The organism is Aeribacillus sp. FSL K6-8394, assembly GCF_038008865.1.
Lineage (GTDB): Bacteria > Bacillota > Bacilli > Bacillales > Aeribacillaceae > Aeribacillus > Aeribacillus composti.
In genome coordinates this window covers 80,036-96,064 of record NZ_JBBPAA010000003.1, presented here as the reverse complement: position 1 = coordinate 96,064, position 16,029 = coordinate 80,036, and the positions used below count along the sequence as shown (strand labels likewise).

Annotated in this window: 14 protein-coding genes and 2 pseudogenes; 15 read left to right on the top strand and 1 reads right to left on the bottom strand. The window is 37.4% G+C overall.

Annotation, left to right across the window (positions count from 1 at the left end):
* The first annotated feature begins 65 nt into the window (after positions 1 to 65).
* From NSR00_RS17135 to NSR00_RS17115, 5 genes are all read left to right on the top strand, one after another.
* Complete coding sequence (locus NSR00_RS17135) at positions 66 to 1,289, top strand: S1C family serine protease (RefSeq protein WP_063387772.1); 1,224 nt, start codon at positions 66 to 68, stop codon at positions 1,287 to 1,289.
* Positions 1,290 to 1,346: 57 nt separating this feature from the next.
* Positions 1,347 to 1,502, top strand: a complete 156-nt coding sequence (locus NSR00_RS17130; RefSeq protein ID WP_065095530.1) for a CxxH/CxxC protein — start codon at positions 1,347 to 1,349, stop codon at positions 1,500 to 1,502.
* A 125-nt stretch (positions 1,503 to 1,627) separates the two neighbouring features.
* Positions 1,628 to 2,107 carry a 23S rRNA (pseudouridine(1915)-N(3))-methyltransferase RlmH gene (gene rlmH, locus NSR00_RS17125; protein ID WP_130158231.1) on the top strand — a complete coding sequence of 160 codons (480 nt, stop codon included), beginning with the start codon at positions 1,628 to 1,630 and terminating at the stop codon, positions 2,105 to 2,107.
* Between the two features lie 305 nt (positions 2,108 to 2,412).
* Complete coding sequence (locus NSR00_RS17120; RefSeq protein ID WP_040037972.1) at positions 2,413 to 3,594, top strand: IS701 family transposase; 1,182 nt, start codon at positions 2,413 to 2,415, stop codon at positions 3,592 to 3,594.
* A gap of 142 nt (positions 3,595 to 3,736) precedes the next feature.
* Complete coding sequence (locus NSR00_RS17115; RefSeq protein WP_340789949.1) at positions 3,737 to 4,210, top strand: type II toxin-antitoxin system PemK/MazF family toxin; 474 nt, start codon at positions 3,737 to 3,739, stop codon at positions 4,208 to 4,210.
* A gap of 373 nt (positions 4,211 to 4,583) precedes the next feature.
* Here NSR00_RS17115 and NSR00_RS17110 read toward each other — a convergent pair.
* Positions 4,584 to 5,726, bottom strand: a pseudogene (locus NSR00_RS17110) (IS256 family transposase).
* Between the two features lie 215 nt (positions 5,727 to 5,941).
* On the opposite strand from NSR00_RS17110, the gene NSR00_RS17105 reads away from it, so the two are divergent.
* The 10 genes and pseudogenes from NSR00_RS17105 to NSR00_RS17060 all read left to right on the top strand — a co-directional run.
* Positions 5,942 to 6,535, top strand: coding sequence for a helix-turn-helix transcriptional regulator (locus NSR00_RS17105; protein WP_340789947.1), 594 nt, complete (start codon positions 5,942 to 5,944; stop codon positions 6,533 to 6,535).
* 20 nt (positions 6,536 to 6,555) lie between these two features.
* Entirely contained in the window at positions 6,556 to 8,073 is a 1,518-nt protein-coding gene (locus NSR00_RS17100) for a class I SAM-dependent DNA methyltransferase (protein ID WP_340789945.1), read from the top strand.
* Positions 8,063 to 9,331: a restriction endonuclease subunit S gene (locus NSR00_RS17095; RefSeq protein ID WP_340789943.1), complete on the top strand. Its 1,269-nt coding sequence runs from the start codon at positions 8,063 to 8,065 to the stop codon at positions 9,329 to 9,331. Before NSR00_RS17100 ends, NSR00_RS17095 begins: the two co-directional genes overlap by 11 nt.
* Before the next feature lie 40 nt (positions 9,332 to 9,371).
* Positions 9,372 to 12,620: a type I restriction endonuclease subunit R gene (locus tag NSR00_RS17090; protein ID WP_340789942.1), complete on the top strand. Its 3,249-nt coding sequence runs from the start codon at positions 9,372 to 9,374 to the stop codon at positions 12,618 to 12,620.
* A gap of 291 nt (positions 12,621 to 12,911) precedes the next feature.
* Entirely contained in the window at positions 12,912 to 13,559 is a 648-nt protein-coding gene (locus tag NSR00_RS17085; RefSeq protein WP_340789941.1) for a S1 family peptidase, read from the top strand.
* Complete coding sequence (locus NSR00_RS17080) at positions 13,559 to 14,005, top strand: hypothetical protein (protein ID WP_340789940.1); 447 nt, start codon at positions 13,559 to 13,561, stop codon at positions 14,003 to 14,005. Before NSR00_RS17085 ends, NSR00_RS17080 begins: the two co-directional genes overlap by 1 nt.
* A 199-nt stretch (positions 14,006 to 14,204) precedes the next feature.
* Positions 14,205 to 14,381: a BREX protein BrxB domain-containing protein gene (locus NSR00_RS17075; protein ID WP_340789939.1), complete on the top strand. Its 177-nt coding sequence runs from the start codon at positions 14,205 to 14,207 to the stop codon at positions 14,379 to 14,381.
* Between the two features lie 13 nt (positions 14,382 to 14,394).
* A complete protein-coding gene (locus tag NSR00_RS17070) occupies positions 14,395 to 14,577 on the top strand; it encodes a hypothetical protein (RefSeq protein WP_340789938.1) in 183 nt (60 codons plus the stop codon).
* A gap of 49 nt (positions 14,578 to 14,626) precedes the next feature.
* The gene (locus NSR00_RS17065) at positions 14,627 to 15,055 is read left to right on the top strand and encodes a hypothetical protein (RefSeq protein WP_340789937.1); all 429 of its coding nucleotides are present in this window, start codon (positions 14,627 to 14,629) and stop codon (positions 15,053 to 15,055) included.
* Between the two features lie 508 nt (positions 15,056 to 15,563).
* Positions 15,564 to 16,023 (top strand): annotated as a pseudogene (locus NSR00_RS17060) (L-lactate permease); the annotation flags it as partial.
* Positions 16,024 to 16,029 lie beyond the last annotated feature (6 nt).

Genomic DNA, 16,029 nt, shown 5'->3' with positions numbered 1-16,029 from the left:
TGCCAGCTTGCGTTATACTATAATGTAGATAAAATCATTCGTCATCGGAAAGGAATGATGAGGCGATGGGATATTATGATGATGATTTTGAACGGTATAATAACAGAAAACAAAGGGGAAACCGGGGCGGATCATTATTGGCAGGGTTAATCGGAGCCGTGTTAGGCGCGTTATTAGTTATTTTCTCCCTTCCAGCATTAGCACAATTCAATATTCTTCCATATGATCTGAACATCAGTCCAGAGCAAAATGAGGAAGGGGAAACAGGAAATGTCCAAGGGCCAGTCAAAACAGTAAATGTAAATGTGAATTCAGCAGTTACAGAAGCAGTCAATAAAGTGAGTGATGCGGTTGTCGGAGTCGTCAATATTCAGCAAGTAAGCTTCTGGGATCAAACACAAGAGGGAGAAGCAGGAACAGGATCAGGGGTCATCTACAAAAAGGAAGGCGATAAAGCCTATATTGTAACAAATCATCATGTTGTAGCCGGAGCGCATCAATTGGAAGTTGTATTAAACGACGAAACACGCATTCCCGCTGAACTTGTCGGCAGTGATCAGCTGATGGATTTAGCAGTATTGGTTGTGGATGCAAAGCATGTTAAGAAGGTTGCTGAATTCGGCAATTCGGACACAGTCAAACCAGGTGAGCCGGTGCTGGCAATCGGAAACCCGCTCGGCTTGCAATTTGCTGGGTCTGTTACACAAGGGATTATTTCTGGAACAGAACGGACCATTCCTGTTGATATTGATGAAAACGGAACAGTGGATTGGCAGGCGGAAGTGCTGCAGACGGATGCCGCGATTAATCCAGGAAACAGCGGCGGAGCACTTGTGAATTTAGACGGGAAAGTAATTGGAATTAATTCCATGAAAATTGCTGAATCCGCGGTGGAAGGAATCGGACTGTCTATCCCAATTAACATTGCAATTCCGATTATTAATGATCTTGAAAAATTCGGCGAAGTGAAGCGTCCATATATGGGAATCGGTCTTCAGTCTCTTGAAGACATCCCAAGCTATTATTGGGAAGAGGCGTTAAATTTGCCAAAGGGCGTTAAAAACGGCGTGATTGTGATGAGTGTTGAGCCGATGTCGCCAGCTCAACGCGCAGGTTTGAGAGAGAAGGACGTAATTATAGAGCTTGCTGGGAAAAAGGTTGAGAATGTTCTCCAGCTTCGAAAGCAGCTATACAGCCAAAAGGTTGGAAGCACAGTGGAAGTAAAATTCTATCGAAACGGCGAGTTGAAAACAGTGAAGCTGAAGCTCGTTGAACAAAAATCTTTTTAAAGAACAGGAAGGCGGAATCAGCTTTCCTGTTTTCATTATGGGGTAGGAGGATTATAAATGTATTGCTGCGAGGATCATATTGATTTAGCAATCGACATGTATGTAGACCAGTATGAAACAGCACCAAATATTCAAAAAATTGAATTTAATCACAGCTTATCCACAACCTGTGAATTGTGCAAAAAAACCGCAGTATATATAGTTGGGAACTGATTTTCGGGCACGAAATATAGAGGTGTTCATCCACAATTGTGGATAAAATCTGTGGAATATTTGTTATTTTGTGTGGGAAATAGTTATCAACATGTTGATAAAATAAAAAAGGGGAAATATGAAAGTTGAACATTCAAATTATAGCGATTGGGAAGCTGAAGGAAAAATATTTAAAGCAGGGAATCGACGAATATTTAAAGCGTCTTTCATCGTACGCAAAAGTTGACATCATTGAACTTCCTGACGAAAAGGCTCCTGAACAAATAAGCCCGCAGGAAATGGAACTAATCAAAAACAAAGAAGGCGAACGAATTTTAGCCAAAATCCCGTCCGATGCATACGTCATCGCCCTTGCCATTGAAGGCAAGATGAAATCCTCGGAAGAGTTCGCACATAGTATAGATAAACTGGCCACATACGGAAAAAGCAAAATCGCCTTTCTAATCGGAGGCTCTCTCGGCTTAAGTAAAGAGGTAATGAAACGGGCGGACGAAGCCCTCTCCTTTTCCAAAATGACCTTCCCTCACCAGCTCATGCGTCTCATTTTGCTCGAACAAATCTACCGTGCTTTTCGCATAAATAGGGGTGAACCGTACCATAAATAGAGGCAAAAATTGTTGAAGATATGGAGGTAATTCTTTATCGGAAGCGGGTATTGGCTGTGGATAATCAGTTTCATTATCCGCTTCACGATACAACATGTGATTGATGAATTCACAGTTAATGGGGAATTTGAAAATTTTAGAACGTATAAACTAGAAAGTAAACTTAAGTATAGATTAGTAATAAACTGTAGATGAGCAAATTCGCTAACATAAATTTACAACCAAACAAAAAAAGAGACATGAACCCGATTCCTTGATTAGAATAGATGTGTCACCAAAACTATTCACAAGGAGGTTCATGTCTCATGAATAGATTAGCACATCATCAAGGAATCCACAAGTTTTTCACGATGTTGGGGTTGGCACTTTATTTTTCAAAACCTGTCATGAAGCATCTCGTTCATATCGTGGATGCGCTGACCACCAAAGGATTTGCGGGAACATTGACCGATCTTCATCATTGGAGCTTTCATCCGAACCACCGCACGACACTCAGCCATTTTTTCACGAAAAGCCCTTGGGATGAAGAGACGCTGCTTCGCAAACTTCAACAGTGGATGCTTCGTCGTGTCGAACGCATCGCCAAACAGGAGAATCAACCCCTTTTTGTTTCGATCGATGATACGATTTGCCAAAAAACCAAGCCTTCGTCACAGGCAACGCACGCCATTCAAGGGTGTGATTGGCACTATTCTCACACAGAGAAAAAGTCGATCTGGGGACATTCTCTCGTTTGGCTCATGGTTCATACGATGACCCAGGCTTTTCCCTTTGCGTTCCGCCTCTACGACAAGGCGGCTGGGAAAAGCAAGGGGGAACTCGCGATCGAGATGCTTTCTTCTTTGGATGTACACCGTCCTGTTTATGTGCTGATGGACTCTTGGTATCCATCGCAAACGCTCGTGGAAGCTTGTCTGAAAAAGGGATTCCACGTCATCGCAATGCTCAAGGCCAATCGGCTTCTTTATCCAAAAGGCATTGCGGTTCAGGTGAGGGAGTTTGCCCGCTACATCGAACCGAAAGACACTCACCTCGTCACGGTGGGAGAAGAGCGTTATCGCGTGTATCGCTACGAAGGCTCTCTCAAAGGTCTCGATGATGCCGTGGTGCTGCTCGCTTGGAAAGCCGATCAGCCGATGACATCGGAACATCTTCACTGCGTCTTGAGCACCGACCGGGATCTAAGCGATGAAGAGATCTTGCGCTACTATGCCCAGCGTTGGTCGATCGAATGTTTTTTCCGTCAAGCGAAAGACCAGCTGAAACTCGATGGATACCGCGTTCGCGGACGTCGGGCGGTGAAACGCTACTGGATCTTGGTGCAGCTTGCTTACGTGTACAGCATGTTCGAGTCGAACAGCGATTTTTCTGATGGGCTCGATCTTCTGCGCAAGAGAAAAGGACATAGCCTCGTGGAGTTCATTTACCGTGCAGCGAAACAAAATATTCCCATTGATACCGTGAAAAAACAGCTCCACGTGGCATAAGGGGTACCCTGTTTGTCTCTTTTATATGGTAATTATTGTAATTAAAATTACTCAACTACAGTAATAAAATTGGAATAAATACTATTAACGTATTTTCTTACTCCTCTTTTAAGGAATATAATAAGATTAGAGGAGGAGAAAAATGAGTTGGACCAAAGAAAAAAATATTCGAAATGCAGGTCATTGGCTTGCGAGAGCAATTGAATTAATTGAATTAAAAGATTATCAAAAACGGAATGGAACAGTACCTACAATATATAGAGGTGGGGTATTTAACGTTGAACTAGGAGAGGGCAATTTAGGAGGGGAAAAGAATAAAAGACGGCCTTGCTTAATTATTAGTAGGAATCAATTAAACAGTGGAGATACTGTTGTTTTGATTCCATTAACAACTAAATTCAAATATAACCTTGTGAACGGAGTGAAAACACCAAAATATAAAAATCATTACATACTCCTTAAATCCAAATATCCCTTTTTAATCGAAGATTCATGCGTTAAGTTCGAAGATATTAAAACGGTAGATAAAGTAAGAATTGGTGAGCATTTAGGGAATATTGACGTGAAAGATTTGGATCTTATGAGAAATCGTTTATTATTTGCAATGGGATTTTAAATTTTATAACGAAAATAATCAACTTTTCCCCAAAAAATTGACTGGTTATCACTTGTCAATATGAATAATTAATGATATTCTTTAATTAGAAAATATTTTATGTTTAGATTGCCTCGTCGCAATCAGAGAGGTCCAATCATTAAGATTGGGGTTTAAGGCCATTCCATTTTGGAATGGTCTTTTAATTTGTTTATATTACTATTTCATCGAAATAGGTACCGTCAAGAATTTTGTGTAATGTAAGGATAGATAGGGTATCTCTGAAATGGATTTAGAATAGAGAGGGCCTGTTTCTTCCACACAGGAGACTGAATATTCAGTCTCCTGTGTGGAAAGGGATATCCCCCTCATCTTATCGATTTACATTATTTGGTTAATCATAACGTTCTTCAAACATCGCTGCAGGGCTTCATGAGCTTCGGCAAATCCTCTTAACTTTCGCCCTGCCCATTTCTCATTAAAGTCTTGGATGGTCAAATACATGACTTTTTCCACGGCTTCTAAACTGCTCAAACTGTTCATCGGCTTTAGACGTTTCCGAATCTCCTTGATCGTTCGTTTGATGGCATTGGTCGGCTTGGATCATTCATAAAGGTAAGAAGGACATCTAACTCATTTCCCCAAGATTGAACTTCTCTCGGATACTTGCTCGACCATTTTGACTCAAACTGTTGAAACATCTGTAACGCTATTTCCTTATTCGGTGCGCAATAAATCAGTTTGAGATCTTCTGCCACTTCAAATTGGTCTTTTTTTCGAACACGACTGAGTGTGTTACGGACTTTGTGAACGACACAACGCTGCACATCGGCTTTCGGATAAACAGCTTTAAAGGCTTCTTCCAGCCCCGGTAGCCATCGAATACGCCCAGAAGCACTTCCTTTACGCCTCTGTTATATAGTTGTTGAGGAATCTCCTGCCATCCATAGGCGCTTTCCTTTCCTCCTACGAAAAAATCAAGAATTTCCCGATATCCTTCTTCGTTTACACCTAACACGACATAAATGACCGATTTTTCTACCGTATCTCGACGAAGTTTCACGTACAACCCATCCAAATATAAGACCAAATAACGCTTTTGTAGAGGATGCGTATGCCATTTCTCGATGTCCTCCTTCACGACATCAGTCATACGACTGATCGTTGCAGGTGAATAAGTATTTCCTAAAATTCGTTCAATAAACTTGCCAATCTCACGCGTATTCATGCCACTTTGATACATCTTGATGACAGCTTCCTCGAGCCAGCCGGTATGGCGTTGGTAAGGGGGAAACAACTGCGTTTGAAATTCCCCGTTTCGGTCTCTTGGGACCAAAAGGCCTTCAATTCGACCATATTGTGTATCTAGGTTTCGCTGATAGTAGCCGTTTCTCATATTCGACGTTTCAGTCTGTTCCATTTCGAGGAAATGTTTTATTTCTTCACGCATGATGAGTTCTAATTTTTCCTTTACAAACTGGCGAATCGCACTTTCGATTTGATTGACCCAGTCTACATTCGGTATACTTTTAGACATAGGTAGGGTTCTCCTTTCTCTGGAATGTGTTGTTGGTCAAATCAGAGAATACCCTACCTTTTTTCTTTTGGTCTAGCAAAATGCTTTACACAAACTTTTATACATCATCTTTGCCCCATAAAACACAATAATAGTAAATGTTTGATTGACTGGAAACTATTTACCTATTACAATATAACTATATTGACCCAGACAATATTTTGGTAGGTGATCAATTGATAGGTTTAGAATACATCCTTGAACTTTATGGTATGCAGCAAATTGAACTGGCCGAAAAGCTTGGAATTAAAAAGCAAAATATTAATCTTTGGATTAAAAGAAAGCAAAAGATCTCTAAAAAACATTTACCTACGTTGGAACAAATTTTTGGCATAGACGCTAAATACTTTTCAAAAGAATTAACTGATTTAGATAAACTGGAGATTCAAAAAGAAAAATTAAAGCGGGATTTACAGCCTATTATCACGAAATATGAAGAACAGTTCCTCATTGGGGAAGAAAATGATCTTGTTGAAGTGCCGGTTTATGACAAAGAGGAATTGAATCAAATTGAACATGCTATTGAAAAAGCCAAGCTAATTGAAAAATTTCAGAACATGCTTAATCGTGCTGAACATCAACCTTATTTAGACACATTTAAATTGATTCTTGAACTTTTAGATAAAGCACAGCATGAACCGGTCTTCCATAAAACAATAGAAGCTTTAGCACATTATTTAGAAGTGTTACCAGATTGGGTGTCAACAGGCCCTGAACAAGATGAATTTGAAAGTGAATTATTCGAAGTATTCGATGATTATAATTACTAGATTTAAAAGGAGATGCGATGATGGACACAGCAAAGATTGGTTTTGAGGAAACACTTTGGAAAGCGGCTGACAAATTACGTGGAAGCATGGATGCATCCGAATATAAACACGTAGTCTTAGGATTGATTTTCTTAAAATACATTTCTGATAAGTTTGAAATGAAGTATAACGAGTTAGTTGAAGAAGGAGAAGGTTTTGAAGAAGACCGCGATGAATATACAGCAGAGAATATCTTCTGGGTACCGAAACAGTCACGTTGGAGCTTCATTAAAGACCGTGCGAAAGACCCGAAAATCGGTCAATATATTGACGAAGCGATGATCGAAATTGAAAAAGAAAACCCGTCACTCAGAGGTGTGTTAGATAAACGTTATGCCCGCCCTGAGATTGATAAACGCCGTTTAGGAGAACTGATAGACCTCATTTCAACCATTAAATTGCACAGCAAACAAGAAAAAGACTTACTTGGCCGTGTGTACGAATATTTCTTAGGTAAGTTTGCCAGTGCAGAAGGAAAAGGCGGCGGCGAGTTCTATACGCCACAAAGTGTTGTTAAAACATTGGTTGAAATGATTGAACCGTACGAAGGGCGAATTTATGACCCTTGTTGTGGCAGCGGCGGCATGTTTGTTCAAAGTGAAAAGTTTGTTGAACGCCATCAAGGAAAAATTGATAATCTCTCTATTTATGGTCAGGAACTCAATTCAACGACTTGGAAGCTTTGTAAAATGAATCTTGCTATCCGTGGAATTGAGGGGAATATCGGCGATCATCATGCGGATACGTTCCATAATGATTTACATAAAACGCTGAAAGCAGATTTCATCCTTGCCAATCCTCCATTCAATGTGAGTGACTGGGGCGGAAATGAATTAGTTGATGATGTTCGTTGGAAATTCGGTACACCACCAGCGAGCAATGCCAACTATGCATGGTTACAGCATATCATTTATCACCTTTCACCAAATGGCGCTGCTGGTATTGTATTAGCCAATGGTTCGTTAAGTTCCAATACATCGAATGAAGGGGAAATCCGTAAAAACATACTCGAAGCGGATTTAGTCGATGCCATTGTTGCATTGCCTGATAAATTATTCTATTCAACTGGTATTCCGGTATGTTTATGGATTTTAAACCGTAATAAGAAAAATCATCCTAAATACCGAAGCCGTGAACATGAAATTCTATTTATCGATGCCAGAAACTTAGGAAAAATGGTTGACCGTCGCCTGCGTGAATTAACGGAAGAAGATATTCAAAAAATTGCAGGAACATACCGAAACTGGCGTAAACGAGATGGGAAATATGAAAACATCAAGGGATTCTGTAAATCAGCGACTTTAGAAGATGTACGTCAAAATGATTATGTATTAACTCCCGGACGCTATGTTGGAATAAGTGATGTCGAGGATGATGGTATACCATTTGAAGAAAAAATGGAAACTCTCACCAGTGAATTAAGAGAACTATTTGAAAGATCCCACCGATTGGAAGAAGAGATTAAAAAGAATCTAGGGGGGATTGGGTATGGAATCTAATGAATGGAAAGAGTATAGGTTTTCTGAATTAGTAGAGATAATTGGTGGAGGAACTCCAAAAACAAATGTGGAAAAGTATTGGAATGGAGATATACCATGGCTATCTGTAAAAGATTTTAATTCTGATAATAGAAAAATTTATTATACAGAAAAAACAATAACAAAAGAAGGTTTAAAGAATAGTTCTACCAATTTATTAGAAGAAGGAGATTTAATCATTTCGGCAAGGGGTACTGTAGGAGCATTAGCACAATTAGGAAGACCTATGGCTTTCAATCAATCGTGTTATGGTTTAAAAGCTAAAAAAATTACATCTAATGACTTTATTTATTATTTATTAAAATATAAGATTCGTGAAATAAAGCAAAATATACATGGTTCTGTATTTGACACAATAACAAGAAATACATTTGACGTATTAACAGCTAAAATTCCAAATATAAAAGAGCAAAAAGCCATTGCAAATATCCTATCAACCTTAGACGAAAAAATTGAAACGAACAATCAAATCAACGAAAAGCTTGAAGAAATGGCACAAGCATTGTTTAAACATTGGTTTGTTGACTTTGAGTTTCCGAATGAAAATGGCGAGCCTTACAAATCAAGTGGCGGCGAAATGGTTGAAAGTGAGTTGGGGATGATACCTAAGGGGTGGGAAGTTGGAAAGTTAGGAGAATTAGTAGAAATATCCAATAAAAGCATAAAACCACAAGAATATCCAGAGAAATTTTTTGAACATTATAGTATTCCAGCTTTTGATAATGGAAGAACTCCAGAAATTCAAAAGGGAGAAGAAATAAAAAGCAGTAAATACGTTATAAATAATCATATGGTGCTAGTTTCAAAATTAAATCCTAGTACTAAAAGAATATGGAAACCTATAACACAAACCAATAATGCTATTTGTTCTACAGAGTTTATTGTTTATATGGCAAAAAAAGAAAATATTTTATCATATGTGTTTGAATTTCTTAATAATGAAAAATTTCAAGGAATATTAACTGCTAATGCTACAGGTTCAACTGGAAGTAGACAGAGGGTAAAACCTAAAGAAACTTTAAATTATAAAGTAGTTTTACCACCCCTTAAGTTAATGCGACAGTTTTCTAAAATAATTGAGCCGATGCATTTGAAGATTGGTAGTAATATGATTGAAAATCAAAAGTTAAAAGGGTTAAGGGATATTTTATTACCGAAACTAATGTCCGGAGAAATCCGTGTCCCGTTGGATGATGAAGTGTTATCAGAACAAAATTAAAGAATAAATGTCATATCCCGTTTCGAAAGGGGAGAGGAGAATGAGTTTTTTAGAAAATTTTACGGAAGATAAGCTGGAAGAAGCAGCTATAGAAATTCTTCAGGAGCTTGGGTATGACTATGTCTTTGGTCCGGACATTAGTTGTGATGGGGAAAGACCGGAACGAAAAGATTATCGTACAGTTATTTTAGAAGACCGTGTAAAAGATGCTTTGTTTAAACATAATCGCCATTTGCCACAGGAAGCAATAGAAGAAGCATTTCGGCAAATTATAGCTTTTAATAGTCCAAGCTTAGAAGAAAACAACCGTCATTTTCACAAATTAATCACTGAAGGCATTGATGTGTCGTTTCATCAAGATGGTCATAGCCGTTCGATGAAGGCATTCTTAATTGATTTTGAAGAACCAGCTAATAATGATTTTTTGGTAGTGAATCAGTTTACGGTCGTTGAAAAAGAAGAACGTCGTCCAGACTTAGTCCTTTTCATTAACGGTATTCCTTTTGTCGTTATCGAATTAAAATCAGCAACCGATGAAAATGTGAGTATCGATAATGCCTATGCACAGATTCAAACCTATAAACGAGATATTCCATCTTTATTTTACTACAATGCGTTTTGTATTTTATCCGATGGGATTAATGCGAAAGCGGGAACGATTACCGCAAGTCAAGAACGTTTTATGAATTGGCGGACGGTGGATGGGGAAAACATTGAACCACTTGAAGTGCCGCAATATGAAGTGTTGTTAAGAGGGATGCTGGCAAAAGACCGGCTTATTGATATTATTGAAAACTTTATTCTCTTTCAGGAATCCAAAGAAGAAGAACGGGATGAAAATGGGAAGAAAATCGGCGAAAGAAAAACGATTGCCAAAATTCTCGCTGCCTATCACCAATATTTTGCGGTAAAAAAAGCGGTGGAAAAGACAAAAATAGCGACCAGTGAGAATGGAGACCGTAAAATCGGTGTTATATGGCATACACAAGGTTCGGGTAAAAGTTTTTCGATGGTTTTTTATACAGCACAGCTTGTCAAAGAGCTAAATAATCCAACCATTGTGGTAATTACCGACCGCAACGATCTAGATGACCAGTTATTTTCGACATTTTCTAAATCAAAGGATATTTTAAGACAAACACCGAAACAAGCAGATGTCCGCAAATTGAATGAAGAACAGAAAAAACAACAGGCAAATGAAAAATCCAAAGAGATAAACGGATTATATGATCTTCTAAATGACCGGGAATCAGGCGGTATTATTTTTACAACGATTCAAAAATTCAAACCGGAAGAAGGCGAAATGCCGGTTTTAACCGATCGTAAAAATGTGATTGTTATTGCGGATGAAGCTCATCGCAGTCAATATGGTTTTTCTGCAAAGACAGATACGAAAACAGGCGAAGTGAAATATGGATATGCAAAATATCTTCGTGATGCACTTCCGAATGCTTCCTTTATCGGTTTTACAGGAACACCGATTGAGCTGGAAGATAAGTCAACGCCCGCTGTTTTCGGTAATTATATTGACATTTATGATATGACGCGAGCAGTTGAAGATAAAGCAACGGTTAAAATTTATTATGAAAACCGTATTATCCGCTTGGAAGCCAATGAAGAAGAATTAGCTAAGATCGATGAAGAATTTGAAGAGATTACCGAAGATCAGGAAGAATCAGTACGTGAAAAATACAAATCCAAATGGTCGAGGCTCGAAGCCATCGTCGGTTCACCTAACCGGATCAAACAATTAGCCAAAGATATTGTTCATCATTACGAAGAAAAGGCAAAAGCAATTGACGGAAAAGCAATGATTGTTTGTATGAGTCGCCGTATTTGTGTCGCACTTTATAACGAAATTGTCAAATTACGTCCAGATTGGCATTCTGATGATGACGATAAAGGTAAAATTAAAGTCGTCATGACAGGGAGTGCTGGGGATGATGATTTCTTACAGCCGCATATTGGTGGAAAAAAACGGCGGGATTTATTGGCAAAAAGAATGAAAGATAATAATGATGAACTAAAAATCGTGATTGTACGTGATATGTGGCTGACCGGATTTGACGTACCTTCGATGCATACGATGTACATCGATAAACCGATGAAGGGTCATAACCTCATGCAGGCAATCGCACGGGTAAACCGAGTATTTAAAGATAAATCAGGTGGAGTAATTGTCGATTATATTGGGATTTTAGAAAGCTTAAAGAAAGCATTAAATCAATATACCGAAAGTGATAAGAAAACAACAGGTATCGATACATCAGCTGCAATTGCTGTGATGAAAGAAAAACTTGAAATCCTGCAAGATATGATGCATGGGTTTGATTATTCGGCTTATATGGGTTCATCCCAAGCAGCTCGTATTCGAGCCATCACGGGCGGAATGAATGTCATTTTTGGTAAGAGTGAAAAAGAACAAAAAGAATTCAAAAAGACGGCAACCGAGCTAGCGAAGGCGCATTCACTATGTGCAGCGACGGATGAAGGAAAAGCAGCAGCCCTTGAAGTCAGTTATTTTAAAGCGGTTAAGGCAAGCCTAAATAAACTACAAGAAAAACAGCCGAAGCGGAAGACGAAAAAAGAAATCGAAGCCCGCGTTAATCAATTACTCGAACGTTCCATTATTTCAGAAGAAGTAGTTGATGTATTTGAAGTGATGGGATTGAAACATCCTGATGTATCTATATTATCGGAAGAATTTCTCGAAGAAGTACGTTCATATGAGTATAAAAATTTGGCGGTTGAAATGCTAAAAAAATTACTTGAAGGCAACATCAAAACAATGGAAAGACGCAATCTTGTCAAATCCCAAAAATACTCGGAAAAACTGAAACAGTCGCTGAACAAATATAAAAACCAAGCCATTACAAACGCCGAAGTAATCGAAGAACTAATTCAAATGGCAAAGGACATGAAAAAAGAACGAGAAGAAGAAAAAGATCTCGGTTTAAATGAAGATGAAATTGCCTTTTACGATGCTTTAACATCTGAGTCTATAGTTAAAGAGTTAATGGAAGATGAAGTCTTACGTAAAATCGCCAATGAACTGACCCAAGCAATCCGACGTAACATGACCATTGACTGGCATGTTCGAAAAAGCGCCCGTGCAGGAATGAGGAGAATTATTAAGCGACTATTGAAGAAGTATGATTATCCACCAGAACAAGCGAAAAAAGCTTTAGACACAGTTATGCGACAAGCAGAGTTGATGGCAGAAAATACGGAAGTAAGAGATTGGAATACGCTACAGGCTGCGGAGTCTAAAGGTGAATATGAAGTTTAAGAAAATCTTTTCTTAACTAATTCTATTTCGAATTCTTTACTCTTCAATCTTAGATTGAGAAAAAAGAAAAGAGATATAAATAATGTATTGGGCTACCCAGATAAAACAACTAGATATAACAACAGAAGGCAGTTCCTGGGAAATTTATATTTGGAACTGTCTTTTCATTACATTTAAGAATTGAATATAACAAGGAGATATATAGAATACAAAATTGGTTGTAGATACGGGAAAAATGTGTAAATAGATAGTTGAATGAGTTTTTAATGTACGAGATTAGGAAGTGATTAAATGTTTCAAAATGTTGTTTTTTCTATTGGTAGATTAATAGATAGTATTTACTATCCAGCGGGTACCTGTACTTTGATTAATAAATCGAATCTATTAGTAACTGCGGCACATGTTGTAAATGGCAGTAATGAAAATTTATTTATTAGACTTAACACCAATTACAAATCGGGATATCAAGATACTACTGTACAACAAAGTCAACTTGTTCCTGTGAAAATTGAGGCAATAGATCCGTTTAGAGATATTTGTGTCTTATCTTTACAAGGGGGGCAATCTGTGCAATCGAACCTTAAATTGGGGACTGCCGATATTGTTAATCCTGGTGAGGAAGTTGTAGTTGTTGGTTTTCCTCATTCAAATTTAGGTAGAATAGTTTTGACACAACAGACTTGTGAAGTGGGTGCAAAAATACTTCTTAGTTCCAAAAATATTAAATCAAAACATTTAGTACTAAATATACAGGCACGACCCGGTCAGTCAGGAGGTCCAGTAATTCGCACTTTAGATGGTGCATTGATTGGTATACTCATAGGGCCATATGTTCCAACCCTTAAAGGGGGTATTAGATTAGGTGATATTGATCCACAAACATTACATCAAACAACTCATGCTGTTTCAGCAGGGTATATAGAAAGGATGATTTCATGATGGATAATCTAAATTTATTTAATGTTAAAGAGGACAAATTCTGGTTAGATACATTGCCTAATTATCAAAGGGATATTGTATCTGAGTTATTGAACATTAAATCGTATGAGGAAGCGGCAATAGCATGGCTTGAAGCGTCAGTCGATAATACATCACCTTTTTCTGCACAACCTCAACCTGAGAAGAGGTTTTTCCCATTGCTAAAGAAAGAAGTTCATAAGTTGCTTTGTGGAGATCCTGTATATGCTGCTGAACGTAGTGAATTAGTTAAATTATCTCAATCTCATGAAAACAAAACAGCTATTGTTTCAATGGTTTCAGCACTAATAGGTGCTAAAGTTGGTTTAGCTGCTACATTTATTGCTCCTGCAATTGTTATCATTTTTATAATGATTGCTAAGACTTCATTAAATGCTTGGTGTGCATTGGATACAACGGAAAATTGATATATCAGATATACTCATTCAAAAGGTAAGCTCCACTAACTCAAAATCGTTTATTGTCTCCACACAACACACATCGCATGTAAAATTTATATAAAAAAGCATTGAGAGTTAAACTAACTCCCAATGCTTTTTTACCTCTTAAATCACCACGGTGAACCGTATCATAAGTGAATAGCGGTTTTTGGAGATAGCTTAGTAGATGGATTTTGGAGAAAATGGCACTGTGAAGGACAAAAATAATCTAATAAAATTTGTAAATGTCATTCATCGTAAACCAATTATACTTTTTTACCCCGGTCATTTTACCGGATTAGACCTACGACTATTTGGGATTTTACATAATGAAGATCAGTATCAATTAACGAGAATATCATAGAGGAGAAGATTATGTGTTAGTTAAAGAAATATTTAAAAAAGAAATTTTTCGTCCGATTAATGAGGGTGTACTAAGTGCAATAATGGGCCAAGCATGGGTCATTGTCACATCTCAAGAAAAAATAAAAGCGTCACTTAATGTCCATAGCGAAAAAAGATTTTTCCAAAATCCAAGGACGTTTTGCGACCCGAATTAATTTATCTAGCGCAAATACAGATGAAGTCATTAAATGAGAGGGGTTTTCTATGACATATTATTATTACCTTGCCTCAGATATTAAACTACCATCAGGTATATACTCTAAAAGTGGTTTTATTAATTTAAATGGGAGTAAAATAGCTCTTGATCAAACTCTTGACTTAACAGAAAGTGATGAAAAAGTAGATGGATTCGATTATCCCGTGCAAATTGAAATCGTTTATGGTTTGTGTGATCCTGAAACTTTAGAAGCATATGATGATTTTGGATTGCCATTGCTTCATAAATATATTCTCGACGTATGCAGTTACTATAAGACATGTACCATTCAAATTGCTCACATTTTAAATACACACCGACACCCTTTAAAAATTGTAGAACGGGGAAAACTCTTATTGAATCAATTATCGAATCCTAAACAACTCGCTCTACATCATGGTGAATTGCTGACGATCAAGAAGATTCCGGAGTTCTAAGTTGATTAGACCGGTGAATTTACGAACAGTTGCATTTTGTTATTATGGGTAAAATGAATTTTAGTTTACTTATTCCTAGTGTGTAGATCTTCCATCAAAAAACTTGGATGCCTCATTCTGAACAGCCCTTTTTTACTATATTCGTCTTGGTATTATGTCAAGAAAATAGACATGTAAAAAAATTTACGTAAAATTTTTATTTTATAAAATAGTAAGTTTAGTCGTTCTCATCACTTTTCATTTAGTTAATTATTATATTTTTATATTAAATTTTAAAGATTATTTAACCCTCTTATTTCTTCATAAATGATTTTCTCCTTTTTATCATTACTTTACTCAACATCTCAAAAGTTCATATTTTTTTCATATATATTGTGAAAAATTTCACAAACAGATGTTATACTAACTTTGTAAGCAAAATAAATAATTTAGGGGGAGGATGTAATACATATTGTGAAATATATCACAAAATCATTTCGTCGATTTTAAAGTATAGGGGCTGAACAAGATGCATGTATGGGAGCAAGTTTATAATCCATTGGAAAATATATGGCTTTCAGCTATTATAGCTGCCGTTCCTATCATCGTTTTTATTGTTTTGCTGACAGTATTTAAATTAAAAGGATATATAGCAGGGCTTTTCAGCATAATTGCTGCAGGCATTTTTGCCGTCTTTATTTATAAAATGCCTGCAATCTTAGTTTTGATGTCTGCGATATATGGAATTTTAGTCGGTTTATGGCCAGTAGCATCAATCGTATTTGCTGCTATTTTCCTTTATAAAATAACAGAAAAAACCGGAAAATTTGCCATTATAGAAAAAAGTATTTCTTTTATTACAGCGGATCAAAGAATTGCAAGTTCTTATTGGGGCATTCTCATTTGGGGCATTTTTAGAAGGAGCTGCAGGATTTGGAGCACCTGTTGCCATAACAGCAGCAATTTTAGTAGGGCTTGGATTTAGTCCAGCTCTG